This window comes from Microcoleus sp. Z1_B2 (assembly GCF_036700325.1).
GTDB lineage: Bacteria > Cyanobacteriota > Cyanobacteriia > Cyanobacteriales > Microcoleaceae > Microcoleus.
Window position 1 is genome coordinate 1 of the sequence record NZ_JAUBOQ010000066.1, and the last position, 23966, is coordinate 23966.

Annotated in this window: 27 protein-coding genes; 10 read left to right on the forward strand and 17 right to left on the reverse strand. The window is 47.0% G+C overall.

From position 1 onward, the window contains the following. The 3 genes from QT984_RS26970 to QT984_RS26980 all read right to left on the reverse strand — a co-directional run. Positions 1-1415 (reverse strand): calcium-binding protein (locus QT984_RS26970; protein ID WP_333055275.1); only part of this gene is annotated, 1415 nt, incomplete at its 3' end. A gap of 33 nt (positions 1416-1448) precedes the next feature. Continuing rightward, positions 1449-4736 carry an Ig-like domain-containing protein gene (locus QT984_RS26975; protein WP_333209583.1) on the reverse strand — a complete coding sequence of 1096 codons (3288 nt, stop codon included), beginning with the start codon at positions 4734-4736 and terminating at the stop codon, positions 1449-1451. A 379-nt stretch (positions 4737-5115) separates the two neighbouring features. Then, positions 5116-7326 (reverse strand): recombinase family protein, encoded by a 2211-nt coding sequence (locus QT984_RS26980; protein ID WP_333313785.1) that lies wholly within the window; start codon positions 7324-7326, stop codon positions 5116-5118. 52 nt (positions 7327-7378) lie between these two features. Here QT984_RS26980 and QT984_RS26985 point away from each other — a divergent pair, with 52 nt between their 5' ends. Beyond that, entirely contained in the window at positions 7379-8743 is a 1365-nt protein-coding gene (locus QT984_RS26985; protein ID WP_333055269.1) for a proton extrusion protein PcxA, read from the forward strand. A gap of 57 nt (positions 8744-8800) precedes the next feature. Continuing rightward, positions 8801-9070: a hypothetical protein gene (locus QT984_RS26990; protein ID WP_333055268.1), complete on the forward strand. Its 270-nt coding sequence runs from the start codon at positions 8801-8803 to the stop codon at positions 9068-9070. A gap of 319 nt (positions 9071-9389) precedes the next feature. Here the strand turns inward: QT984_RS26990 and rodA are convergent, their stop codons facing one another. Beyond that, complete coding sequence (gene rodA, locus QT984_RS26995) at positions 9390-10649, reverse strand: rod shape-determining protein RodA (protein ID WP_333055266.1); 1260 nt, start codon at positions 10647-10649, stop codon at positions 9390-9392. A 107-nt stretch (positions 10650-10756) separates the two neighbouring features. Here rodA and QT984_RS27000 point away from each other — a divergent pair, with 107 nt between their 5' ends. Further along, a complete protein-coding gene (locus QT984_RS27000; RefSeq protein ID WP_333233637.1) occupies positions 10757-10978 on the forward strand; it encodes a hypothetical protein in 222 nt (73 codons plus the stop codon). Between the two features lie 5 nt (positions 10979-10983). Here QT984_RS27000 and QT984_RS27005 read toward each other — a convergent pair whose 3' ends face one another. From QT984_RS27005 to QT984_RS27020, 3 genes are all read right to left on the reverse strand, one after another. Continuing rightward, complete coding sequence (locus QT984_RS27005; protein WP_190661613.1) at positions 10984-11331, reverse strand: VOC family protein; 348 nt, start codon at positions 11329-11331, stop codon at positions 10984-10986. Between the two features lie 510 nt (positions 11332-11841). Next, a complete protein-coding gene (locus QT984_RS27015) occupies positions 11842-12243 on the reverse strand; it encodes a hypothetical protein (RefSeq protein ID WP_333209576.1) in 402 nt (133 codons plus the stop codon). After that, positions 12240-12605, reverse strand: a complete 366-nt coding sequence (locus tag QT984_RS27020; protein ID WP_333055262.1) for a PASTA domain-containing protein — start codon at positions 12603-12605, stop codon at positions 12240-12242. The genes QT984_RS27015 and QT984_RS27020 overlap by 4 nt, the downstream gene beginning before the upstream one ends. Before the next feature lie 168 nt (positions 12606-12773). Here QT984_RS27020 and QT984_RS27025 point away from each other — a divergent pair, with 168 nt between their 5' ends. From QT984_RS27025 to QT984_RS27045, 5 genes are read left to right on the forward strand one after another with little or no spacing between them, the layout of a single operon-like run. Further along, positions 12774-13031: a type II toxin-antitoxin system ParD family antitoxin gene (locus tag QT984_RS27025; RefSeq protein ID WP_333209574.1), complete on the forward strand. Its 258-nt coding sequence runs from the start codon at positions 12774-12776 to the stop codon at positions 13029-13031. A 41-nt stretch (positions 13032-13072) separates the two neighbouring features. Further along, on the forward strand, positions 13073-13213 hold the full coding sequence (locus QT984_RS27030) for a type II toxin-antitoxin system RelE/ParE family toxin (RefSeq protein ID WP_333375323.1): 141 nt from the start codon (positions 13073-13075) through the stop codon (positions 13211-13213). Positions 13214-13218: 5 nt separating this feature from the next. Continuing rightward, entirely contained in the window at positions 13219-13359 is a 141-nt protein-coding gene (locus tag QT984_RS27035) for a hypothetical protein (protein WP_333273791.1), read from the forward strand. A 33-nt stretch (positions 13360-13392) separates the two neighbouring features. Further along, a complete protein-coding gene (locus QT984_RS27040) occupies positions 13393-13713 on the forward strand; it encodes a hypothetical protein (RefSeq protein ID WP_333055258.1) in 321 nt (106 codons plus the stop codon). Further along, positions 13698-14060 (forward strand): type II toxin-antitoxin system PemK/MazF family toxin, encoded by a 363-nt coding sequence (locus tag QT984_RS27045; protein ID WP_333055256.1) that lies wholly within the window; start codon positions 13698-13700, stop codon positions 14058-14060. The genes QT984_RS27040 and QT984_RS27045 overlap by 16 nt, the downstream gene beginning before the upstream one ends. A gap of 125 nt (positions 14061-14185) precedes the next feature. Here QT984_RS27045 and QT984_RS27050 read toward each other — a convergent pair whose 3' ends face one another. Both QT984_RS27050 and QT984_RS27055 read right to left on the reverse strand, forming a co-directional pair. Next, entirely contained in the window at positions 14186-14545 is a 360-nt protein-coding gene (locus tag QT984_RS27050) for a DUF5615 family PIN-like protein (protein WP_333150042.1), read from the reverse strand. Next, positions 14529-14780 (reverse strand): DUF433 domain-containing protein, encoded by a 252-nt coding sequence (locus tag QT984_RS27055; RefSeq protein ID WP_332957339.1) that lies wholly within the window; start codon positions 14778-14780, stop codon positions 14529-14531. The genes QT984_RS27050 and QT984_RS27055 overlap by 17 nt, the downstream gene beginning before the upstream one ends. A gap of 337 nt (positions 14781-15117) precedes the next feature. On the opposite strand from QT984_RS27055, the gene QT984_RS27060 reads away from it, so the two are divergent. Both QT984_RS27060 and QT984_RS27065 read left to right on the forward strand, forming a co-directional pair. Next, on the forward strand, positions 15118-15390 hold the full coding sequence (locus tag QT984_RS27060) for a type II toxin-antitoxin system ParD family antitoxin (protein WP_333055252.1): 273 nt from the start codon (positions 15118-15120) through the stop codon (positions 15388-15390). Further along, positions 15387-15563, forward strand: a complete 177-nt coding sequence (locus QT984_RS27065; RefSeq protein WP_333313780.1) for a type II toxin-antitoxin system RelE/ParE family toxin — start codon at positions 15387-15389, stop codon at positions 15561-15563. Before QT984_RS27060 ends, QT984_RS27065 begins: the two co-directional genes overlap by 4 nt. Here QT984_RS27065 and QT984_RS27070 read toward each other — a convergent pair. The 8 genes from QT984_RS27070 to QT984_RS27105 form a co-directional block, all read right to left on the reverse strand. Next, positions 15558-15983 (reverse strand): hypothetical protein, encoded by a 426-nt coding sequence (locus QT984_RS27070; RefSeq protein ID WP_333340595.1) that lies wholly within the window; start codon positions 15981-15983, stop codon positions 15558-15560. The two genes, QT984_RS27065 and QT984_RS27070, sit on opposite strands and share 6 nt — an antisense overlap. 20 nt (positions 15984-16003) lie before the next feature. Then, entirely contained in the window at positions 16004-16324 is a 321-nt protein-coding gene (locus QT984_RS27075) for a hypothetical protein (RefSeq protein ID WP_333375328.1), read from the reverse strand. An 86-nt stretch (positions 16325-16410) separates the two neighbouring features. Next, on the reverse strand, positions 16411-16656 hold the full coding sequence (locus tag QT984_RS27080) for a hypothetical protein (protein ID WP_333233632.1): 246 nt from the start codon (positions 16654-16656) through the stop codon (positions 16411-16413). Further along, on the reverse strand, positions 16653-17021 hold the full coding sequence (locus QT984_RS27085) for a GIY-YIG nuclease family protein (protein WP_333106322.1): 369 nt from the start codon (positions 17019-17021) through the stop codon (positions 16653-16655). The genes QT984_RS27080 and QT984_RS27085 overlap by 4 nt, the downstream gene beginning before the upstream one ends. A 268-nt stretch (positions 17022-17289) precedes the next feature. Continuing rightward, a complete protein-coding gene (locus tag QT984_RS27090) occupies positions 17290-21210 on the reverse strand; it encodes a S8 family serine peptidase (RefSeq protein WP_333375332.1) in 3921 nt (1306 codons plus the stop codon). Between the two features lie 277 nt (positions 21211-21487). Beyond that, complete coding sequence (locus tag QT984_RS27095; protein ID WP_333055242.1) at positions 21488-21769, reverse strand: hypothetical protein; 282 nt, start codon at positions 21767-21769, stop codon at positions 21488-21490. A 107-nt stretch (positions 21770-21876) separates the two neighbouring features. Continuing rightward, on the reverse strand, positions 21877-22596 hold the full coding sequence (locus QT984_RS27100; protein ID WP_333055240.1) for a hypothetical protein: 720 nt from the start codon (positions 22594-22596) through the stop codon (positions 21877-21879). A 166-nt stretch (positions 22597-22762) separates the two neighbouring features. After that, the gene (locus QT984_RS27105) at positions 22763-23857 is read right to left on the reverse strand and encodes a peptidoglycan DD-metalloendopeptidase family protein (protein ID WP_333055239.1); all 1095 of its coding nucleotides are present in this window, start codon (positions 23855-23857) and stop codon (positions 22763-22765) included. Positions 23858-23966: the final 109 nt, after the last annotated feature.

Consider the following 23966-nt stretch of genomic DNA (forward strand, 5'->3'; position numbering starts at 1 on the left):
GTGGGGTTAGTTGTTGTCCCCGTTGTGGGGTTAGTTGTTGTCCCCGTTGTGGGGTTAGTTGTTGTCCCCGTTGTGGGGTTAGTTGTTGTCCCCGTTGTGGGATTCGTTGTTGTCCCCGTTGTGGGGCTAGTTGTTGTCCCCGTTGTGGGGCTAGTTGTTGTCCCCTCAATGGTGAAAGGATTGTCGTCTACGCGGGGTATTTGAGCTGTAGTGAACCGAGATTCATCTAGCGAGTTCGATCGAACATCAATCAACACCGCCAAAAATTCCCCAGTTTGCCTGTCCCTAATAATCGTGTTGCTAGAATTCGAGCCTTGGCCCTGGAAAATTTCTAACTCTGTAAAATTCAAACCTCCAGCCAGACCGATCGAATCTCCCGGATTAAAATCTCTAATTACATCAGCATCGCCGATTTCGCGGCCGCCAGTAGTAAGAAACCCATTGCTACCGGGCGACGTGCCCACCCTACCGAGAACAAAGATATCCGATCCGTCGCCTCCTGTCAGAGTATCAGACCCGCGATCGCCCGAAAGAATATCATCCCCAGCATCTCCAGACAAAGAATCATTGCCATCGCCCCCGAAGAGCAGGTCATCACCCTCGCCGCCATCACCAGTATCGTTACCAACACCGCCGGTGATAACATCCCCGCCCTGCTGGCCCAACAAAATATCATTGCCAGCGCCGCCAATCAGGCAGTCGTTACCCGTGTCGCCAAAAACAGTGTCACTGCCCCTGTCGCCAAAAATCAGGTCGTCCTCCCCACCACCGCGCAGACAGTCATTGCCTTTACCGCCGTACAGCGTGTCGTTACCTTCAGAACCCAAGACAATATCATTGCCCAGGTCGCCAAAAGCTAAGTCATCGCCCTCGTCGCCAGAAACCAAGTCATCGTCTTTGCCGCCCCGCGCCGTGTCATTACCGCGCCCGCCCTCAACAATATCTTTACCAGCGCCACCGTTGAGAGAATCGTTACCGTCTTCGCCCCTGAGTAGATCGTCTCCGTCCCGACTCAAAAGTGTGTCGTCGCCGGCACCCCCGGCAATCGTGTCATTGAACAAGCTGCCGATTAAATAGTTACTGCCGTCATTTGCGACAACTAAGCCATCGACAAAAAGTGGCTCTGGGGGAGGCGTGGGAACTGTCAGAGTTGGCCGCGGCACAGGCGTGACCGAAATGTCCGGGCCCGTCCCCGTCACCATCGGCGGCTCCGTCCCCGTCATCATCGGCGGCTCCGTCCCCGTCATCATCGGCGGCTCCGTCCCCGTCATCATCGGCGGCTCCGTCCCCGTCATCATCGGCGGCTCCGTCCCCGGCGACGGCGTAGGCTGCGGCACCGTGCCGCTATCCAAACTATCCGCGTTTTCATCGGGTAGCCGCCCTTCGAGAAAAATTAGTGGTACTGCACTTGGCATTGTTCCGACTCCTTGCGACGCTACTCAAAACTACTAAATAAACTTAAAGTCAGATGCAGTAATGACGGTGCTGAGCGCTCCCGGCACTGTAGGAATAGAATTCAACACTGCCAAATCGAAAGCTGGGAGACTGTCATCTGCCACATTCGGGTCGAAGCCGAGAACGTACTTGTTAAAAGTATTGTTCAGGTACACGAAGAAAGCTCCCGTTTTGCTCGAACCGTTTTGATTCTTCAACACTGCATTTATTGCTTGAGCGTTGTCAAATTTAGATTCAAACAAAATGACTGATTGCTTGCTAATGTCGTCGCCGCTAGACCCGATATTCCTGACGATAAAACTGGTGAAATCGAGAGTAGTTCCTGAGTTGGTTAAACCTGCGAAATTTGACGACCTGAACAAAAATCTGTCGGTCTCGCTGCCGTTAGCGTTAAAGTCAGCAATCACGTCCACGCCTTCGCTGGGAGTTTCATAGTAGAAGAAATCATTGCCAGCATCGCCCGTGAGCAAGTCAGAACCGTTGCCACCGCCCAAAATGTCATTGCCTTCACCGCCCGAAAGCGAGTCGTTGTCATCGCCACCCAATACCAAGTCATTGCCGAAGGCGCCGCTGAGACAGTCGCTGCCTGCACCGCCGTCGAGAGTGTCGTCGCCCGCTTGGCCGTCGAGGGAGTCGCTGCCGGCCTCGCCCAACACGTAGTCATTGCCGGAACCTCCTAGTCCCGTGTCGTTGCCTTCTCCACCCAAAATCGTGTCATCGTTGTCGCCGCCCAAGATGGAATCGTTATTGATACCGCCGTCGAGCAAGTTTCTGCCCAATCCACCGTCTAGGATGTCGTCGCCGGCACCGCCGTCAAGGGAGTCGTCGCCAATGCCACCAAGTAAGGTGTCAATCCCGGCGCCACCAAGTATCGAGTCCTCGCCGGATTCTCCCAATATCGAGTCATTGCCTGTTCCGCCGTCAATGGTGTCGTTGTTGTCACCGCCGCCTAGGATGTCATTGTCATTGCCGCCGAACATCAGGTCGTTGCCCAGTCCGCCGATCAGCGAGTCTATGCCGTCTTGGCCGTCAACGGTGTCGTTGCCGAGTCCGCCGTCAACGGTGTCGTTGCCGATCGCACCCACCAGCGAGTCGTTGCCTGCTTCACCGAATAGGAGGTCGTTGCCGCCACTGCCGTCCATGATGTCGTTGCCCTCGCCCCCAGCGAGGGTATCGTCGCCGGGCCCGCCGACGATGAAGTCGCTGAGGTTGCTGCCTGTAAAGCTGCTGGCCGGGAGTGCGCTGCGATCGACAATATTATCTACCACCGTGATGCTGAAGGATGCCGGCCCGATAGTTGCAGACCCATCGGAGGCTGTAAACGTGAAACTGTCGCTGCCACCTTCTGCCAGCAAGTTGTATTTGACGATGTTGTTGTTGATATCGTCTTGGCTGAATTTGCCGCCGACGTTGAGAAACGTGCTACCCCTTTGGACAAAACCTCTGGTAGCATCGGGGGCTTTAGTAATCGTGTAAACGATTTCCAAGGGGCTGTTGTCGGGATCTGTGATTAACAAATCGGCGGCAGTGATTGTCTGGATAGGATTACTTTTGGCAACCACTACACCGTCGTTAATTATTAGCTGGGGCGGGCTACTGACGTTGATGGTTACTACCGCCTTACTTGTGCCGCCGCTGCCGTCTGAGATCGAGTAGCTGAAGCTGTCAGTACCCGAGAAGCCCGGATTCGGGGTGTATTTGAATACGCCGCCGCCCACGGGAACCAGGCTCCCTTTGCTTGCTGGAGCAAAAGTCGTGACAGTCAGAGCGCTTTGTTCCTGGTCAGTGTCGTTCAACAGAACGTTGAAACTGAGTTCTTGACCCGCAACCGTAGTGAAGTTATCGTTAACTGCTCTTGGAGGTTGGTTAAAGATGGGCGGCGGACTTCCTGTCGGCGTCGGACTTCCTGTCGGCGTCGGCAAATTCGGCGTCGGGAACGTCGGCAGCGGCTCGTCCGGTGTCGGCGGTGTCGGCGGTGTCGGACTTCCTGTCGGCGTCGGACTTCCTGTCGGCGTCGGACTTCCTGTCGGCGTCGGACTTCCTGTCGGCGTCGGACTTCCTGTCGGTGTCGGACTGTCTGTCGGCGTCGGTAGGGGAAGTGGAGTTGCGCTGCCGGGAACTGTGGGGGCAATTACAAATGAGCTTCGCCCTAGGGTTCTGCTGTCTACTCCCGGCAATACTGCTAAAAAGTCGCCGCTGACGCCGTTGCGAATAATCGTACTGCCGGCTTTGGTCTCGGTGCTTTGGAAGATTACCAAATCTTCAAACTTGAGGTCGCCGGTTAACCCGATTAAATCTTCGCCTTGGCGAAAGTCTGTGAAAATGTCGGCATCGGCGATATCGGGGCCGCCTGTGGTGAGAAATGCCGCGTTAGTGCCGTCGCTGCTGCCGCTGGGGGAACTGAAGGCGCCGATGACGAAGACATCTCTGCCTTCGCCTCCTGCCACTACGTCTTTGCCTGCTTCGCCCCAAAGAACATCATTGCCAGCACCGCCGTCCACGATGTCGTCGCCGTCGCCGCCGAATACGATGTCATCGCCGTCGCCGGAAAAAAATGTATCCCCGCCGGCGTTTCCGTATAGCCAGTCGCCTCCTTCGTTGCCAAATACCAAGTCTTCGCCGTCGCCACCGAAGAGCGAGTCATTGCCTTGGTCGCCCCAGAGGATGTCGTCGCCTCGATCGCCCAAAAAGCTATCGTCGCCAGAACCGCCACGCAAGCTGTCGCTGCCTTTGCCGCCGTAAGCCGTGTCTCTGCCTTCGCCTCCGATTACCGTGTCGTTGGCGTCATTGCCATAAAGCAGGTCAGGGTTATTTCCCCCATCGAGGGAGTCGTTATCTTTGCCTCCGTACAGGGTATCGAGTCCTGAACCGCCATCAAGAACGTCGTTGCCCTCATTGCCGAACAGCACGTCGTCATCGTCGTTGCCAAATAGTAAATCGTCGCCTCCGACTCCTTGCAAGGTGTCGTTGCCTTGCAGCCCGGAAATCACGTCGGGGCCGGGACTGCCAGCTAAGGAGTCGTTGGTTTCGGTGCCGCGGACTACGCCGCCGATGATTCCGGGCGAGGTACCTTGGCCTCCGCCCCCTGTGTCGTCTATGTCGCCAATTGTGTCGTCCCCGGAGGGAGGTGTTGGAGGTGTTGGAGTCGGAGTCGGAGTTGGTGTTGGCGTCTCTGGTTCTGGCGTCTCTGGTTCTGGCGTCTCTGGTGTTGGCGTCTCTGGTTCTGGTTCTGGTGTTGGTGTGGGAGGTGGTATAATTACTAATGGCACTGCAGTTGGCATTATTTTGGCTCCTTTAAACGACGATCCCGATTTACTTTAAGAACTGATTAGTATCAGTTTGTTGCCACCAATCTGGCTTAAAATTGATTAATAACCCCATCATTTCTAACATACTAAATCAAAACTGCCACGGCTATAGATATTTTTTAAGCGGGGCATCTTTTGATCTCAAAATATTAATGATTGCACGTTTTGAGGCCTAGGTTGGGTATACTTTAACATCGCGCCATTTCGATAGAACCTAGAAGTCTGGCTTGGAGTCAGCCCGGTGTATTTATCCAGAATCAGAAAAAATAAAAATCTTCGCCGTCATAATTTTTTCTTTCCGAATGTTGAATGCTGAATACAGATTTGCCTTTTGCCTGCAGAAGTGAATGCCTCATGCTGACTGCTGACAAGAAACAGAGCTGTTAATTAGGGGCAGAAGCGGCCCGGTTTGTTCTTGTCCACTGACGGATAGTTCGCTGTGGCACAGGTAAAGCAGGGAACAGCGACTTAACAAATCTAGCAGAATTCGCCGCAGTCGCTGTTGGTCGGCCGCTGTTTCCTCTTCGTTTTCCCAGGGGCGCCCCAGTTGCGATCGCAAAAATAAGGGAGCACCAAACAATGTCGCCGCACCACCACTCAGCCACAGGGGCGAGCCGGCATCCAGCCAAAAGTGCCATTTGTGGGCGCGGCGGCTGCTGCGGTACTGGAAGATGTTGGCGAGGGTGACGGCTCTGGCTGCTGGGCCTTCTGGACGCACTGGAAAGGGGTTGGCGGTGACGGTTCCTTGGCGCAACAACTGGATGAACCGGGCGATCGTTTCTGAGTCGCCGCCGTTTGTTGGTTCTACGCGCTGCATTCGCCCGTTGATTTCCCAGTAGTGGGTGGCGGTTTCCATTAACTCGCGCAGGGCTGCTAGCCGATCGTAGGGCAGGTATCTGTCGTTCATGAGAAATTTCTGGATGGCTCGATCGAGTAGGGCAATTGGACTCGGCAACAGCCGCTCCTGCTGTTGCGATCGCTGTTGTTCGATCCACTCGACAATGTGATCGTAGGCCCTGGCTGCTCGGTGTCCCACTCTGTCCCACCGGGGAAAGGCTGTAATGGGCAGCAATTGAGGTCGATCGATATCTGGACAAAAACAGTGATCGGCGATTAAACCTGCTCTCACTTGGTCGATCGATTTTTGATTGTGAATTTGAGATTTTAGATTGAACGTCGAGTTGGAATCTTCTGTTTCCAATGAACGGTGTTTCTGGCTGCCCAACACTACCAGCATTTCGGCTGCGCCGTCTCGATCGACTAAACGGCCGAGTCCCGGATAAACTAAGGCTAACAAAGTGAGTAAAGCTCGAATCTCTGGGGTAGTCGAGAGGGGACGCTGATCGTTGAGAGATACGGCGGCGATACCATCTCGCGCGAGAATTTCCGTTAAACTGTAACGGGCGATCGCATCCATCCCAGGGGCAATTACGGCGATTTCCTGCGGTTCCACGGCTTGTGACTTCACCGCATCCACGATGATTTCGGCAGTTTCTCGCAGCAGTTGAGCCCGGGAAGTAGTTTGGAGCGATCGAACTTTACCGGGCAAACTGAAGCCTAAAGGATAAAAACCCTCCGTATTAACTGCTAAACTTACCGCTAACTCTCCAATCTCTGCGGCTAAACCCGCTTTTGCGTCCAAATTTTCCACACTTTGACAGCGGCTTTCGAGTTGGGCTAGGTATTCCGTGTCCGCCCCCAAGCCCAAACGCACTCCTCCGTCTGGATTGTAGGAGAACGCCCCCGCTGCACCGAAGTCGAGCATTCGATCGAACAAATGGCGACTTATCGCCGGATAATCGTCAACATCGTCTGCGATCACAGCTTGGTATCTAGAGGCCAAATGCTGCTGGTAACTGACATCCGGCAACAAATAGCGCCAGTAGAGTTCGCAAACAATCCCGTAAGTCAGGAGCCCCCGCGTCAAGCACCACTCCCGCCACCTTTCCAGCAACTCTCCCATGCTAGTCCACAGGTTGGTCGAGCCGCCCTCACCAGCAAATCCCTGTTCCAGAATGCTGGGAATCTCTTCTCTCGGCGTACCGCTGACAGCAGCAAGTTGTAATAAGTCTAGTGTTCGACGCACCATTCGATTTGGGCTGACCCCTGTTTTTTGCAAAATGCCTTCGTCTAGTTCGCGACGCCAGAGTCTCGCGGCAAGTTCCAGTTCTGTTTCAGGTTGCAGCCGTAGGGGAAATTGAGCCCTCAAATCCAGCGACTGAACTAGCAGGGGCCAAAATAACAATACCTCCTGCTCAAAAAAACCGAAGGGTGTTGTGGAGTGAAAGGTATATTTTCCTTCGGTAGCGACGGCGATGCGATCGGCTAATTCTAGCCGATTGTCTCCGTTAGCTGCTAAGACTAAAATTGCTGGCGCAGTTTGTCCAGCCCGCCGCCGCCCGGAACTCGATCGCCCTGAAACTGTTGCAGGCAGAGGCTTGACAGTTTTGCTCCAAATGCAGAACTGCTCGACTAAACGAGTGGTTTTGCCACTGCGGGCAGATCCGACAATCCAAATTGAATCTTCGGTGGCAGTTCTCAATTTATGTAAATTTGTTACCATACCGTGAATACTTTAATCACTAATGTCTACAGCCAACTAACCAGCTTTAGCTATGAATACTTCTCCGTGGAACAGGATTGTAAAATATCTCTACAGCCTTCACCAATGGTATCGAGAAACGCCTGAGAGAGCTCTAGAACAAGCCTACGATGCTGCGTTAGCAATTAAGGCGATCGAAGACGAGCATTTTGGCGGTCAAGGAATCTCTGAGCGATCGGGAGATTACGGACAAAGCACCCTGTCTTACTTTAAATCCGAACTGCAAAAATACCTCAAGGTCATCCAAACCCGAATGGTTGAGTTTAATGCTAGCCGTTCTTTTTTGGAACTGCCGGAGCGAGTGGGGGCTAAACCCAAAACGGGGGACAGCGCTGATTATCACCAGCACGGATTACATCTCAACAAGAAAGATAGAGAATCCCTTATATTTGAGAAGCTAGAGTTTATTGATGGAGTTATCGACAAGTATATTAATAATAGTAGATCGACGGCAATTGTTCCGGTTGTCAGTTCAGTAAATTTGTCGGCAAAATCTACAAATAGCAGCTCTCCACCCGATCCAAAAAATAAAGGTTCAGCTAATTCTGTTCAAATTCACGATGGTGAGGTTGACACTAACTATGAAGAAGTAAATTTATTACCGCGATCGCTTTTGGGGACTTTGAATCGCATCACTAAAGATTTAGACCCTGGAGCTGAAAAAGAAGTAGTCAAGAATTTTCGCAATTCCAAAGTAAAAACAATTATTTCTCTCAGATTTATTTTGCTTTTGATTTTAGTTCCGCTGTTGACGAATCAAATTTCCAAAAACTTTCTAGTCGGCCCGATAGTTGACCATTTTAGAGGTCAAGAAAATGCTCCCGTTTTCATAAATGTTAACCTGGAAGAAGAAGCATTTCAAGAACTGGAGAGATTTGAGCAGCACCTCAATTTTCAAAGGTTAATAGGCACTGCTCCCTCGCTTTCTTTAGAGGAAACGGAAAAGATGATTGCCGCGAAAGCAGTTGAAATAGCGGAGGAATACCGCGCTGAAAGTGGTGGAGCCATTAAAAATATTTTTGCCGATTTGATTTCCTGCATGGCTTTTGCCGCGATTATCGTCACTAACAAGAAAGAGATTGAGATTTTAAAGTCTTTTATGGACGATGTGATTTACGGCCTCAGCGACAGTGCGAAAGCTTTCGTAATTATTTTGTTTACAGATGTGTTTGTGGGATTCCACTCGCCTCACGGTTGGGAAGTAATTCTCGAAGGTTTATCGAGGCATTTGGGACTACCAGAAAATAGGCAGTTCATATTTTTGTTCATTGCGACGTTTCCAGTTATCTTGGATACGGTATTTAAGTATTGGATATTCCGTTATTTAAACCGGAGTTCGCCTTCTGCTGTTGCTACTTACAAGAATATGAACGAGTAATCAGGGGCGAAGGAAGTTCGGCAACGGATTATGTAGCGGATGTAACGGATGTAACGGATGTCAGTCCGAGGGATGTCAGGAAGAAGGAAGTTCGGCAACGAGCAATGTACGGGATGTAGCGGATGTAACGGATGTCATGAAGAAGGAAGTTCGGCAACGAGCAATGTACGGGATGTAACGGATGTAACGGATGTAACGGATGTCAGGAAGAAGGCAGAAGGAAGTTCGGCAACGAATTTTGTAACGGATATAACGGATGTCAGGAAGAAGGCAGAAGGAAGAAGGAGAAAAAGATGTAATAATAGCAAGGGTTTTAGGCATGAATAACGTCCTCAGTAGGGCCTCGACTGCACAGAGACTGGCTTACCCATAGCGCATAAAAGCATTTATTTTTTGCGTCAGGAGTGGTTTAATTAAGTTGATCTACTTAAGCTGTTAGGACTCTAAATTTTATTGTTGGGGGGGTTCTCGCGCGCACCCCACAAGAACTTTATAAAACTTGACAGTCATCAAGGCTAGGCTCAGGAACTGTAAAATTTAGATGCGCCTAGGCCGATCGAAAAAAAATACGATCGCCCGCAGAATCTCTCGAAAGAAATCAAAAGGGCGATCGCATTCCCAAAACTCATTACCCATTACCAATGACCTAATTCCAACGCTTCTTGCGCTGTCGCTGGCTGGCCACCGCCTCCACCAGCCCCAGGCCGAGAAAATTACTCAGCAGCGACGCATTCCCGTAACTTAGGAAAGGCAGGGGAATCCCCGTAACCGGCGCCAAGCCAATGTTCATCCCAATATTTACGAATACCTGAAAAATCAACATTGACAGTACGCCGATCGCCAGCAAAGAACCAAAATTATCGTTAGCAGTTTGAGCGATCGTCACCAACCTGAAACAAATTACCCAAAAGACAAACAGCACGCAAATGCAGCCAATAAACCCCAATTCTTCGCCAATGGCTGAAAAGATAAAGTCTGTATGCTGTTCGGGAATAAAGTTAAGCTGAGTTTGCGTTCCCTGAAACAAACCCCTGCCTTTCAGTTCCCCGGCCCCAATAGCAATCCGAGATTGAATCAAGTGATATCCGCTACCTAAAGGGTCTTTCTCCGGGTTTAAAAACCCTGTCAGACGCATTTTTTGATAATCCTTGAGTACATTCCAAAAAAGCTGTCCGACTTGTCCAGAAACAACGTTCACCAACACAGCACCGAAAGTCCCCAACCAGGGCCAAGGCAGGGTTCGCCAAGCGATAATACCTGCAACAACTACCCAGGCTACCCAAATCGGTGTATACAGGTTATTGAGGAGAACTGAGATGAGAGGAGAGAATAGCAATATTAGCCAGCCGGGATTGACATTTCCCCAGTAAAACATCCCCATTGTGATCGCGCCGAAGACTAAGGAAGTACCTAAATTTGGTTCGGCAAAGATCAATCCCCAAGGTACAGCCATAATCGCCAGCATCCTCAACATATGACCCACCGTGGGGACAGTCTTGTCGTGCAGGAGAGCTGCTAAAGTGATAATCATGCCTACTTTGGCAAATTCTGACGGTTGCAGGTAAAAGCCGCCGATGTTGATCCACCGCTGGGCACCGAGCCCTGTAGTACCGATAAACCGCACTGCGATCAGGGACAAATTGATTAATATGTAAATCGGCCATTTCCACTCAATCAGTGTTTGGTAACGGCAGCGGGAAATGATGATGGCGAGGATCAAACCCACTGCCCCAGTTACCCAGTGCCGCCACCAGTCGATCATCCCCTGGTTGATTTCGACGCTGCGGATCATGACTCCCCCGAAGATGGTGAGGGCGATGCAAGCGCCAAACAGCCAAGGGTCTGCTTCTTCCCAGGGTTTGAAAATTGATTTCCAGCGGTTTCTGACTTGTATTCTCTGCAACATGAGGATTTTAGATTTTAGATTTTAGATTTTAGATTATCGAGCCGATTTTCGGAAGTTGTGGATATATTTTGGATTCACAGCCTGCACCTTACTTGAGAAGCCTCGGTGTGAGTACCTCAGATTATTCGGGGAGTTGTAGGGATGTTCCGGGAACGGAAGAAGGAACGCTTGCGCCGGGTATCTGGGTATTCTATTTTTTTCTGTGCGGTTACTTAGTTTATTTTGCGATCGCACGTGGTCAGAAACCGGGTTTTTGTCGAGAAGACGCACTGCAACTCGCAGAAACCGCTAAAAACCCGGTTTCTTGGGTTTTGATTCGTAAGCCCTAGAATCGTCAGGCCGGTTCGTAAAGGTACTCGAAGCCGTTCCCATCTGGATCTCTGCCGTAAAAGGATGCAGTACCGTCGCGGTGTTCGTGGATGTGGGTGACGGAAACACCATCGGCTTTGAGTTGTTCGTAGGCGGATTCCATTTCGGTGCGATCGTCAAATACAAACCCAAAATGCGGCCCTGCTTGGTCGTAACTCGGACTCAACAGCGCCAATCCGTCCTCTCCTGCTTTCAAATAAGCCCAGTCTGCATCTTTCCAGACTAACTCCATACCCAAGTTGCGGTAGAATTCAGCAGACTTCTCTATGTCTTGCACGCAGACGGCTACGTGTCCCAATCGTTTTAGTTTCATATCTACAAAGTTTATGGTTGTTCTTTCGTTTATTGTATCTATTTTCTGATTTATTTCTGAATTAATTAGGTATTTTTTCAGTTTTTTGGGTCGCAGCTAACTGTACTTTTTCTACTTGTTTGCTGGCGTCCATTTCGCTGAACAGTTGAAGGGCGCGGTCAAAATTTTCTTGAGTTTTCTCGATGTTACCAAGTTTTTGTTCTGTTAGTGCTAGTTGATAGCAAGCTTCGGCTCGGTCTAATTTAGCGCTGGCTCGATCGAGTATTTCGATTGCTTCTGCATGGTGCTGCAGGGCTTGGTCAAATTCTCCCGGTTCTCGGTACAGCGCTGCTATACCGCTGAGAGATTTGGCTTTGATGGTAGTGTACTGGTTTTGGTCGGCCTGGGCGATCGCCCTTCTGAATTATTAGAAAGGGATCTCGCTCTTTTTTAACCGCAGATGGACGCAGATTAACGCAGATGCAGGAAGGGATCTCGCTCTTGTGATTCATAAAGCTTAAAAAATAGGAGTTAATTTTTAACTTCCTGAAAAATCTTATAGTGTTCGCAAATTATTTCAATAAAAATATCCCCTTCCAACCGAAAATGACTCAAAGCAGATAAATCTAAATTAGCCGGAAAATTGAAAGGATAGGACAGGGAAGATAAGAAAGTTTCAGCATTTTTTTCAAGCTTTCTGAGTTCGACTTCTCCTACCCAAAAACAGTAATTTTCATCATCGGAATTGAGGGGACGAGAAATCACTAGGTGAAGAATGCGATCGAACTCGATCGCTACATCTCCCACTTCGGGCCCAAAGGTGAAGTCTAAACGCAAGCCAAGATTTTGAGGGCGGAGTGAAACTCCTACTAAATCGGCACTTTTTAAGTCTTCTAAAAAGGTTTTGAGGTTGAGTGCGAGATCGGTTGTCATAGAATCACTTTTTCTCCGGTATTATGTGTCTTAGCCCCTGGTTCAAATTTTATTTGATTTCCATCTCTATTGTATCTACGACGGTAAGTTTTGCCCTCCGTCCCCCGTATATGAGGCCCTGTACGGACTATTTCACCATTTGGTCTAATATGAATGATACTGCCGTCTGGATGTTCAAAGGTTTGATAGCCACCTTTTGTGCTGGTTTGAAATTGGAAGCCGTAACTCTCCAGTATGGCGATCGCTTCTGATAAGGTTTGTCCTGTCAAATCTGGAAGTTTTTGTGCGGCGGGATTCATTGGTTGTGAATGGGAAAGATTTTGAGCGATCGCCATTTTGATTATAAAACGGGCGATCGCCATGATTGATGAATGATGAGCGAGATCCTTTCTGAATCAGGATGAGAAAGGGCGATCGATCTTCCCAATTTCTTCTTAAAAAATTACTGGTTGTGAGACTTAACATAAAATGGCAAAATCTGCCATAATAAGATAACGAGTTAAATGAGGTAAGTAATACCAGTGACAAGCATGAATATTTCTCTGCCTGACTCAATGCGAACTTATATAGAAGAACAGGTAGCCCAAGGGTGTTATAGTACAGCTAGCGAGTATTTTCGTGAGTTAATTCGCCAAGACCAAAAACGCAAAGCTTCAGAACGTTTGGAAGCGATGTTATTAGAGGGTTTGGAATCGGGAAATCCTACCGCGATGACGGAGGAAAATTGGATGGAGATTCGTCAAGCTGTGCGATCGCGTATTTCCCAGCAGCAGGGGTTGCAGGAATAAAAAAGACCTCGATCCAAAAACGTCCGCAAGTTATCGGCGATTTGATTGAATTAGCCACTTACATGGCGGAAGATAATATGGATGCTTCCGATCGCTTTCTTGTCGCGGCCGAAGAAACATTTAAACAATTAGCACAAACGCCAAAAATGGGAAAACGCTGTCAATTTTTCATCCTAATTTAATCGATGTGCGACAACAAGCTATTAAAGGTTTTAGAAGATATCTGATTTTCTACCGTTTCATAGACTCAGAGGTAGAAATTTTGCGCGTGATTCACGGGGCACGGGACATCGAAGATATCTTGGATAATGTTGATGAGACAGATTAAGAGCGATCGACTGGTATTTAGGAATTTTGGGAAATGTATGTTATCATTAAAGTGGCAGTTTATTTAATCCTAGTTTTCAAGAGTAATACACCAAAGCTTTCCAGAATTTTTACTATGATGAAAGAGCAAACATTTGAACTGGATGAATCTCAGATAAAATTTCTCCAAAGTTGTCAAAAGTATGGATTTAAAGACGCAAATGAAGTAGTAAGAATCGCAATTAAACGCCTGGAATTAGCATTAGAAGCGGAGCGATTGGAAGAATCCGCTGCTCTCTATGCAGAAATCTATAAGGAAGATACAGACTTGCAAGAATTGACGGAATTAGGTTTAGAAGAATGGCTGAAGTTATAAAATTGAAACGCGGTTTAATTATTGAAGTTAATCTCGATCCAACAAAGGGTTCTGAAACGGGTAAAATTAGACCTTGTGTTGTTGTGACCAACAATACTTATAATGAGCGAGTTCCTGTAATCCAGGTTGTTCCAATTACTGCTTGGAGTGAAAAAAAAGCCAAGATTAAAAGTAATGTAGAGATTGAACCGTCTCAAAGAAATGGATTAACAAAAAAATCTATTGCTGATTGTTTGCAAACGCGCCCTATTGATTATAGTTCTCGTGGGGTAGATATCCGAGGTGAACTTGAACCAGAGGTGATCGTAAAAATCGATCTAGCTCTCAGAATCGTGTTTGCTTTGTAATTTTTCAACTTTTTAAAGAAGGAATTATGGGCGAGATCCTTTCTGAATCTGGCTGAGAAAGGGATCTCGCTCTTTTTTAACCGCAGATTAACGCAGATTAACGCGGATGTAAGAAGGGCTCTCGCTCAAGGACTAATGGAAACAACATCCCCAGCATCATTAATGCGAACTGCCGAACCTGCTGGCAGCGACGATATCATAGTGCTAACTTGTCTCATCAAAGGTACCAGATGGTCGGGCCTCGTACTGCTAGAATCTAACACCACAATTGTAATAACACGACTTGCGAGATTTTGTTGATAGGGAAGATTTTTATCAGCAGTGATAAAAACATCAAAAGGATGATTCTCCGATCTCTCCAGAATTTCCCGGTCTTTTAGCCCTCTCCACCCCATGTCATACACATTGCTGATTGAATGACCCTCGTCTAAGAAAGGTTGCTTGAGTTTTTGACTCAAGAGATTTTCATCAAGCAGTATAAGCATTTGAAGGATTTTCTAGCGAGAGCATCATTTTAGTGAGATTTTCTAGCACTTTAATTGCCTGACTTTCTAGGTAAGGAAAATCATTAATAAATTCTGCGAAACCGCTTTCACCTTCGAGGTAGTCGAAAAAAGTCTTTAAGGGGACGCGGCTGCCGACAAATACGGGGACACCGCTCATAATTTCTGGATCGCGGTGAATAATCCCTTTTCTTTGCAGTAATTCTTCTATTTTCACGGGCTTTACTCCTTTATATCAAAAGAAGTGGGCAAGTCTAGCTGTAAATGATGGGTAATTATATCATAAATTTAGCAGAAGCGAGATCCTTTCTGAATGTGACAGAGAAAGGGATCTCGCTCTTTTTTAACCGCAGATGGACGCAGATTAACGCGGATGCAGGAAGGGATCTCGCCATGATTGATGAATGATGGGCGATCGCCCTTCTGAACCTGACTGAGAAATGGCGATCGCGTTTCCCCATTCTCTTAAAAAATTACTGGTTGTGAGAAAATTGACAAAAAATGGCAAAATCTGCCATAATAAGATAATGAGTTAAATGAGGTAAGTAATACCCATGACAAGTATGAATATTTCTCTGCCTGACTCAATGCGAACTTATATAGAAGAACAGGTAGCCCAAGGTGGTTATAGTACAGCTAGCGAATATTTCCGTGAGTTAATTCGCCAAGACCAAAAACGCAAAGCTTCTGAACGTTTGGAAGCGATGTTATTAGAGGGTTTGGAATCTGGAAATCCTACCGCGATGACGGAGGAAGATTGGATGGAGATTCGTCAAGCTGTGCGATCGCGTATTTCCCAGAATCAGGGGTTGCAGGGAGAAAAATGACCTCGATCCAAAAACGTCCGCAAGTTATCGGCGATTTGATTGAATTAGCCACTTACATGGCGGAAGATAATATGGATGCTTCCGATCGTTTTCTTGTCGCGGCCGAAGAAACCTTTAAACAATTGGCACAAACGCCAAAAATGGGAAAACGCTGTATTTATCTCCTTTTATGAACTGAGTGCTAAGGGTTGTTTGACCAATTGTTCGACAACTAGCGATCGACAAACAGCTTCAATTTTATTATTTCCACCAATTTCAAATAACAGATGCAGCCACTCATTAGGAGAAAGGGATAGATTTTCTAACCAAGGAGAGGGAGTAACTTGCTCCCAGCCGACGATTGTACCGAGGTTCGCAGGCTTTTGATTTAACTGATCGGGATTTGGGTTGAGTTGTACATCAAGTCGAATGCAGGTTTTGAGGATAATGTTTAAAAATTGGTCATTTGTAGCAACTTCAGAAGTAGAATTAGTTGAATTGATCTGCCAATAGTAGTTGAGATTGAGGACATAATCATAGGGAAATTGCCACCCCATCGATAGCAATTCTGATTCGGTAAAATCGTATTGTTGCCAAATTTGTTGAAAGTTCATAATCTGACGAATAAATGGGATTAAGGGAGCAGAATAAAGTGGGTGTCTCCACGACTTCCAGGTTTTCCTGATGCGTTTAGGGGTTGTTCTGCGGGTGCACCTCCTCCTGGGCCATTGTAAACACGAGCATAGGATGAACCATCAGGTTGAGTCATAATTCTGACACTGTATTGAGTGTCTGGGCTTGTCCAAATTGTACCTGCACCGCTTTTTGAACCACCTCTAGCTGGAGTGAATATCCAACCCGAAGCAGTAAGTTCTGTTTCGAGGGTAGTTTTATCGATTCCACTGACAAGGAAATTGAGAACATCTGTGACTGTTAGGATGTTACCTGATGACATAGTTCAGGGAAGTTGGGTTTTGGATGGGGTGCATGAGCACTGGTAGGAGCGATCGCCATTTTGATTATAAAACGGGCGATCGCACCCTATTTCTTTTGGGGAAATTCTACCAATTCTGATTCCTTAAGACGTTGCGATAATAGGCAATCTTCAAAGCTGAAAGCTTCTGAGTCTAGAAAACTAGCGATCGCCATTTCGATCGCAGCTTCGAGAGAGCATTCTAGCTGCGTAGCTTTTTCCATCAGGGCGACTTTCACATAGTCAGGCAAATGAGTCATCAGCGAATGAATAGCTTCTGGTGGTAAGTGTTGGATCTTGAGGGTCTGAGTCATTGTTCTCTGGGGATTTTAACGTTGTAGGGAGGATTTGTAGCTTGAAGGATGAGGGTTTCTAATTCATATAATAACCCTGGTTTTTGCCATTGGTTGAGGGTAACAAAGGCGATCCTTACATCATCTGGATCGTAGCGATCGAGCCAGCCCCACAGGAAGGCTTTGTGACCGCCTCGCAGTCGATCGCGGAGGTTTTTGGCTTTGCCGATGTAGAGTAATCCTTGAATGCGATGTCGAAATGCGTACAAACCAACTCTAGCAGGAATTGTGTCGAAGTCGTGGCTGAGGGGATGGCACCGATCGAAGGGGGTAAAGGCGAGAGTGTCGAGAATTTGGCGGGCTTCTTGCTGGATGGGGTTGGTCATGGAAATTGCCAGATGCAAGCGGTTATTCCATCCTACAAGTAGAAGCGATCGCTCTTTTAATGAACCGCAAAAAAGGATCTCGCGAATTCATTCCAAATAGCGATCGCTTTTTTGAATATGGGTGAGAAAGGGCGATCAATCTTTTTTTACCGCAGATGGACGCAGATTAACGCGGATGTAAGAAGGGATCTCGCTCTTTTGATGAATGATGGGCGAGATCCTTTCTGAATCAGGATGAGAAAGGGCGATCGCTCGTTTATTGTAGCCATTAAGAAACTGATACTACTACTACATCTTTACCAGTTAAGGGATCACTTTTCACGCTAACAGACCTCGATTGACCTTCAAGGAGTCCATTTACTTTAGCTTCCATGAAAGCATTTAGTGGGTTATACGTCCTTTTCTGAACCTCTTGTCTATCTTTGAGATTGGGATAAATACTGGCTGGAAAAGCATAAAACTCTTTTTGATCGTCAGTAAATTTTTGCAAAGTATACGGCTTGTTTTTACCTTGGTTTTCATTGTCAGGTTGTAATACTGCTAATTCAGCATCATCTTGAACATCAAAATGAAGATGGACACCCTTTGTACCTACATTAGATACCTTCCCAATGCGAGTTCCAGCGGAAACATTCTGGCCTTTTGTTACTTGAATATCTTTCATATGTAGGTAAACAAAAGTTTTGCCGAGTTCATTGTTGTGAATAGCTACAGCATTTTCCCCGCCTTTTTCAAAAAAGATTACTTTACCCCCCACTAAAGCCTTAATTTCTGTATTTTCTGGAAAGGGGATATCAAACCCAACGTGGTAATAGCTATTTGATCCCCGAAATATATCAAGGTATCCGCTAGTAAATGGCATTCCTGTATTGTAGACATCATTTGTAGCTTTTACTCCTCCCAAGTATTCCATTAAACTTTTGGCTTCAGGAATCCTTTTTAGTTCATCATTATCATCCGCATCCTTATTTAAGTTATCGATCCGATCCACTTGATCATCTGAAAAGAAAGGGTAGCCGATTTGATTTAGATACATTGGGTCACTAGCACCCGTGCGAATTGTGTTACCTTTGCCAGAGATCGGCTGATTAGGCGGAACAGATATAGATGGCAAACCAGTACCTTCTTTGTAAGCCGTCGCCTTAGCGCCATTCCAGTAGATGTAGCCCTTGTCAAAGTATTGAATTAGATTCCCATTCCCCAGACTCTTTTCCCCACTCTTCGGAGCACCCAACCAGCCCTCCAATCCACCTGTATTCAAGAAGGCCTGACGGATGCCTCCGTAAAGCGGGAATGTTCCATTTGCACTGCTGACGATCGATCCATTCTCAAATAGCTGATAGCTCGCACCATTATAGTTGATGACACCTGAAATCGGATTGCCCAGCGTACTTTGAGAATTCTGGAAAACAGGATAGAAAGTGCCACCAATTGTGTACCCGTTGAGAGAAATTGAATTAGGCGCAGGCTGCACGGGATTGTCAATTGGTGGCTGTACGGGATTGTCAATTGGCGGTTGTACGGGATTGTCAATCGGCGGTTGTACTGGATTGTCAATCGGCGGCTGCACCGGATTGTCAATGGGCGGTGTAGAGGGGATATCTTGGACATTGGTGACGTACAAACCAGATACAAAACCGCTACCATCAGCGAGGTGATACCAGACATCACTGCTACCTTCACCATTAGGATCGTTGATTAATTCACCTTGAGTCTGGTAGTCAAATTCTAATTGTGTCCCAGGACTGACTTTACCGACAGCAGCACTGGAAGTATCAGCAGTGGGACGAATATTAACACCACCGTTAATCTGAACAGCAATTTTACCCCCATCCGTCACACCACTCAAATTAACGGCTCGTTCCCAGGGGCTAACTTGTCCATCTAAACCCCAAGTTGTCGGATTCGAGAAAGGTGTCGGAATATAAGCTTGCGGCGCTGTTTCCTTCGCCACTTGCACAGCTTTATTCAAATTCACCACCCCAAAACCCGTTTCCTCATCCCATCCGGGCGCCTTCAAATCGATCGCACTTCCAGTCAAAACGTCAATCACTTGGGTAGGATTCAAATCGGGATTACTCTCCCAAACCTTAGACGCCATCCCCGCCGCTTTGGCCGCGGCAACAGAAGTTCCCGCCATCGTGCCTAAATCATCGCCAACAGTCGATAAAGTCGGATTGTCGATCGCACCTCCGGGCACTAAAATATCCAAACCGTAGCCATAGCTGGAATAATCCGATCGCCCAAATCCATCAGATGAACCAACCGTGAGAATATTCTCAAACTCCTGGGAAGATTGACCCAAAACCGACATCACCCCGCCGTCATTCCCAGCCGCAACAACTAACAGCACTCCATTCTGACGCGCATTTTCTAAAGCGGCACGTTCTCTGGGTGTAAATTCGTAACGAGTGGTAATGCTGCCATCAGCATTCTTTTGAGTTAAATCGAGGGGAAGAAGTGCGATCGCATTCTTCTTCTTTTGTGCTTTCGCCTCACTCACAAAATCAGTTAAAGCTAAATCCCATTCCCCAGAACCAATTGCCCGACTTAGATACACATTGGCTTTATCGTTGTAGCCATCAATGCCTTTGTCGTTGCCACCAATTGCACTCACTAAACCCCAGCTAAATGTGCCGTGTTCGTTACCAGTGCCAGCAGTAAACAAAGGATTGCTGTCTTTGTCAATGCGATCGCGCCCCATAGTCACTTTAGAGTAATCCAAATCGGGATTGTTCGGCGCAAACCCAGTATCGATGATGCCGATAAAGGCGCGATTTTCTGGGGGCGAACTAATCGGTAATACGGTTTCAATCGGCGGTTCAGGGTCGATCGGCTGCGACATATCGTCGATCGGCTCAAGTCCAACTAGAGGCGGTTCCTGGGCGATCGTAGGCGGTTGCACCGGTGGTGTTGGAGGGGTCGGCAGCGTTGCAACAGGTGGCGTTGTCGCAACAGGCGGCGTTGCCACAGGCAGCGTTTCCACAGGCGGCGTTGTCTCAATCGGTGGCGCGACAGCCACAGGTGGTTTTGTCTCCACAGGTGGCGTTGTCTCAATCGGTGGCGTTTCCACAGGAGGCGCGACAGCAACCGGCGGTTTTGGATCAATCGGTGGCGTTTCCACAGGAGGCGCGACAGCCACAGGTGGTTTTGGATCAATTGGTGGCGTTACAGCTACAGGCGGTTCCACCACCGGCTGCTTTGATTTGACATAATCGATCAATTCCTTGCCGCCATCGAGTTTAGTCCAATCCTTACTTGGATCGATAACTTTGTCGATCGACACTGCTTTGCCCGTCGCACCTGTTAAATTGAAAACCAAATCGTTATAATCTTTATCTGAACCCTGATCGACGCGCTGATCTTCCATCGCAAATGCCTTGCCATTGCCAGTGACATCTGCTACTTGACCGTACAACCAAGCATCATCTGGATTAGTGCTAGATAATGATAGCAGCGGGCGTTTGTCACCGCCGGCACCGGGATTCTTAAACACATCTTGCACCGTACCATTTGGCACCAGCATCACCGCAAAAGCCTCTCCCGGTTTCATCGGAAATGTTTTCGCGCCGCTGTACTGCCCTTCGTTATAATTTCCCTCTCCTAAACTGCCATTAAATAGTGGATTTGCACCTTCTGTGGGGTCAGAAATTACTACGTGACCAAAGGTAGAATTGGTCAGGGATCGTCTTGCTGCTTCTTTGATAAATTCCTGAGAACCAGGGGTAAATTTCTCCATTCCCACCACGCTAAAAATGGCAACTTCACCTTTATAATTGCCGCCGTCGTGCAGCCAGTCAAAGCCAACTTGTCCCGTTGAATCTGTAGCGAAAAAGCCGGAGTCAACCCCTAAACCTGTCAGCGGGTCAACTTTGCCATCTGGGGTTAAACTAACTTGATAATTTGTATCGCCCGAAGGTGCAGAAATTTTGAGTGCATAATTGGTTGCACCCAAATTATCGATGCTAAAAGTCCCCGAATTTGTGCCGTTGGTTTCGATGTCTTTGACGACTTTTCCCTGGCTGTCGAGGAGTTGCATCCCGACAATGGAACTAAATCCTTCAGCCGTAACTCGAAAGCTGCCTGTATTCAGCCGATTAAAACGATAGGTGTCTGTGGGGTCAGTTTTACCTGCGAAGTCGATAGAGATATAGTTGTCGTTCAGATTGCCGATCGATATATTAGACATGATGCACCTTAATTAATTGGATAACTGTGGGCTGATATTTATCTATCTGAAGTGCGTCGGAGTTTTTATGCGTTTTGTAATATAACTTCACAAAGAGTGTGGGGTTAACTCGCTGAACTTCCATCGCTACTTATTTATCTGGAGTAAGTTTTAGTTTTTATGCAAAGTTTCAGTCTTTGTAGCATAACTTTACACAAACTACCGGGAATCGAGGTTTTACATCCACCTCACACTCAGGGAGATGGATATAATTGCGATTGGCTGATGCCTGTTCTCCCTATTGTGGTAAAATCTGATGGTGAGAAGACCTTTGCGGAATTTGGTATTTTCTCATGCCTCCGGGGTCGCCTGCTGCTTGATTAAGAACTAACAAAAAAAACACCGCGAATAAAATTGTCTCCCAACCAAAAGGTGCCGGCTTCGGTTCTTCTTTGGGTTGATCTGTAACCGACTCGACGTTGACTTTGATATCGAGTTTGCCCTCAATGACTTTGCCTTTGAAAAGTCCATCGCTGGCAACACCCTTAAATCGCATTGGATTAGTTTGTTCTGCTGACATTGTGGTTATCCTTGTGTTGGTAGATTATGAAAAAACCAAATTCAATGAAGGGCGAGATCCTTTCTAAATCTGGCGTATAAAGGGCGCCAGATTCAGACAATCAGCAATCAGCCCGACATAAAATCAGAATTTTTTTGAGCAATGTGTCGGCCAATTCCTTGGAGTTTGGACAATCCCGTCCTTTTCCAAAAAGAGTAAATAGTCTGTGTCTTGATATTTAACTGTCGGGCGATGACTGCTATTTTTTCTGGCGACTGCTGCAAAAACAATCTTTGAACAAGAATTTGACAGTTGCAGTCGGGACGGTTTCGAGGATGACATTTCCGAAGTTTTTGTTCGGGATCTCGCCTGATGTATTGTACTATCTTCCAAGCTAAAGCTTGTTTTTCAATCCGTTCGATTTCCATCTCCAAGCCATCTAAAGAATCATTGTAAAATCCGCTGCGTTCTAAAGCGTCTAAATCTAAGGACAGCTCTTTTTGATTTTTGGTAATATGTAAATCGTGAATTCGATACCTGAGATGAGCGTTAACCCAAGTTGTCAGACTGGCTTGAATCGGAGAACGTCGGGGATTAAACTCGTGAAGGTGCTTCTCTAACCATTCCCAAGTTTTATTAACTGCTTCATAATAATAGGGATGAGAACTTTTTGACAATTTTGGTAACAGTTGCAGTTGCCGCAACAATCGATCCATCAATTCTCGACGCTGCGAACTATCCGGTGATTCCGAGCAAATTGCTAGAATTAGCTTACATAACCGCTCATCTTGAGGAGTGCGATCAGAATATTGTTCTAGTGCTGCTCTCAATTTACTTATGCGCTTCATCACAGTCCTCCTAATAAACGAACCTCTATTTAAGCTTGTAAAAAATCCGAGCTAAATTGCTAAGGATTTAAGATGATTGAAATAAAGCGACCGCTTGTAGGAAATATTGGGCTATCGCTCTTTTACCTTCCAGATTAATGGTGAGAAAAAATCAAAAAACTCAACCTCATACAAATTTGAAATCAACTCTTCCGGGTCGGGCATTTAAGCTCAAGTCTGTTATCCCCTGAACAATACCAATCCTATCTGCGTTTTTCAAGGAAATTACGGTATCAGAACCCTGACGGATTAACTGATAGTCGTTAGCGCTTCCTTTGAGTTGGATGTAGTCGTCTCGACTTGAATAATCTGTAATAATTGCATTACCGTCACCTTGATATAAAACTCCTTGTCGTGCATTGCCAAGTACAAAAGTATCTGCACCAGCTCCACCCGTTAAAGTGTCAAATTCGCGACTGACATAACTGGCATAGCCGTCAAGGTAATCATTTCCATTGCCGCCAATGAGGGAATCATTGCCAGCTTCGCCGTACAGGGTATCATTGCCACCCAAACCGATTAAAGTATCGTTGCCGGCTCCTCCACTAATGCGATCGTTTCCTTCTGTGCCCCTTTTTGTGTTTACAGGAACACCGCCACCATTGTTACCACCATTTTTCCACTCCGAGTAGGCTTGAAGTGGACTCATTGTATTGTTGAGAACAAAATTCCGACTTCCTTTTGTTTGATAGGGAATTCCACCAATAATACTGGAATCAAAAGGTGCAGTTTGAACCTCTATGTGGAGATGAGTGTTCCCACCTTGGTTTTTGACTGTACCGACGATCGGATCTCCAATATTCACAGAATCTCCAGCTTTCTTGCTGGTTTGGATGTGACCATATATCCAGCGCTTTCCATCATTACCTTCTACAGTCACAAATTGCCCAGTTGCACCATAAGATACAACATTAATGATTTTTCCCGGAACTACCGCTGAGACATTTATGTTCGCACCAACTGCATAATCAATCCCAGCGTGGGAGACATTATTACCATTGTAGGGATTGCCATTAGCACCGCTGTATTCGTAGGCATAACCCGCACTCATTGGGGCGGAGAATCCAACCAGTTTTTGAGACAATTCCCTAGAGATTTGTTTTACTTCTGGTGAGGCTTCTTTAATACCAGTAAGCTTACCCCCCCTACTGTAATTATCATCAAATTGCCAGCCATCTCCACTTTGTAAATCCCACTGTTGCTCGGTTGTCGGTAAAGGCATAATTATTACTCCTGTTCTCATCGATAGCCTTGACATTTACTATGTTGTTTCAGAACCAATAATTTGTCAGTCTGATAAAGTGGGTTGTTTCACAGCTCAATTTTGTCTA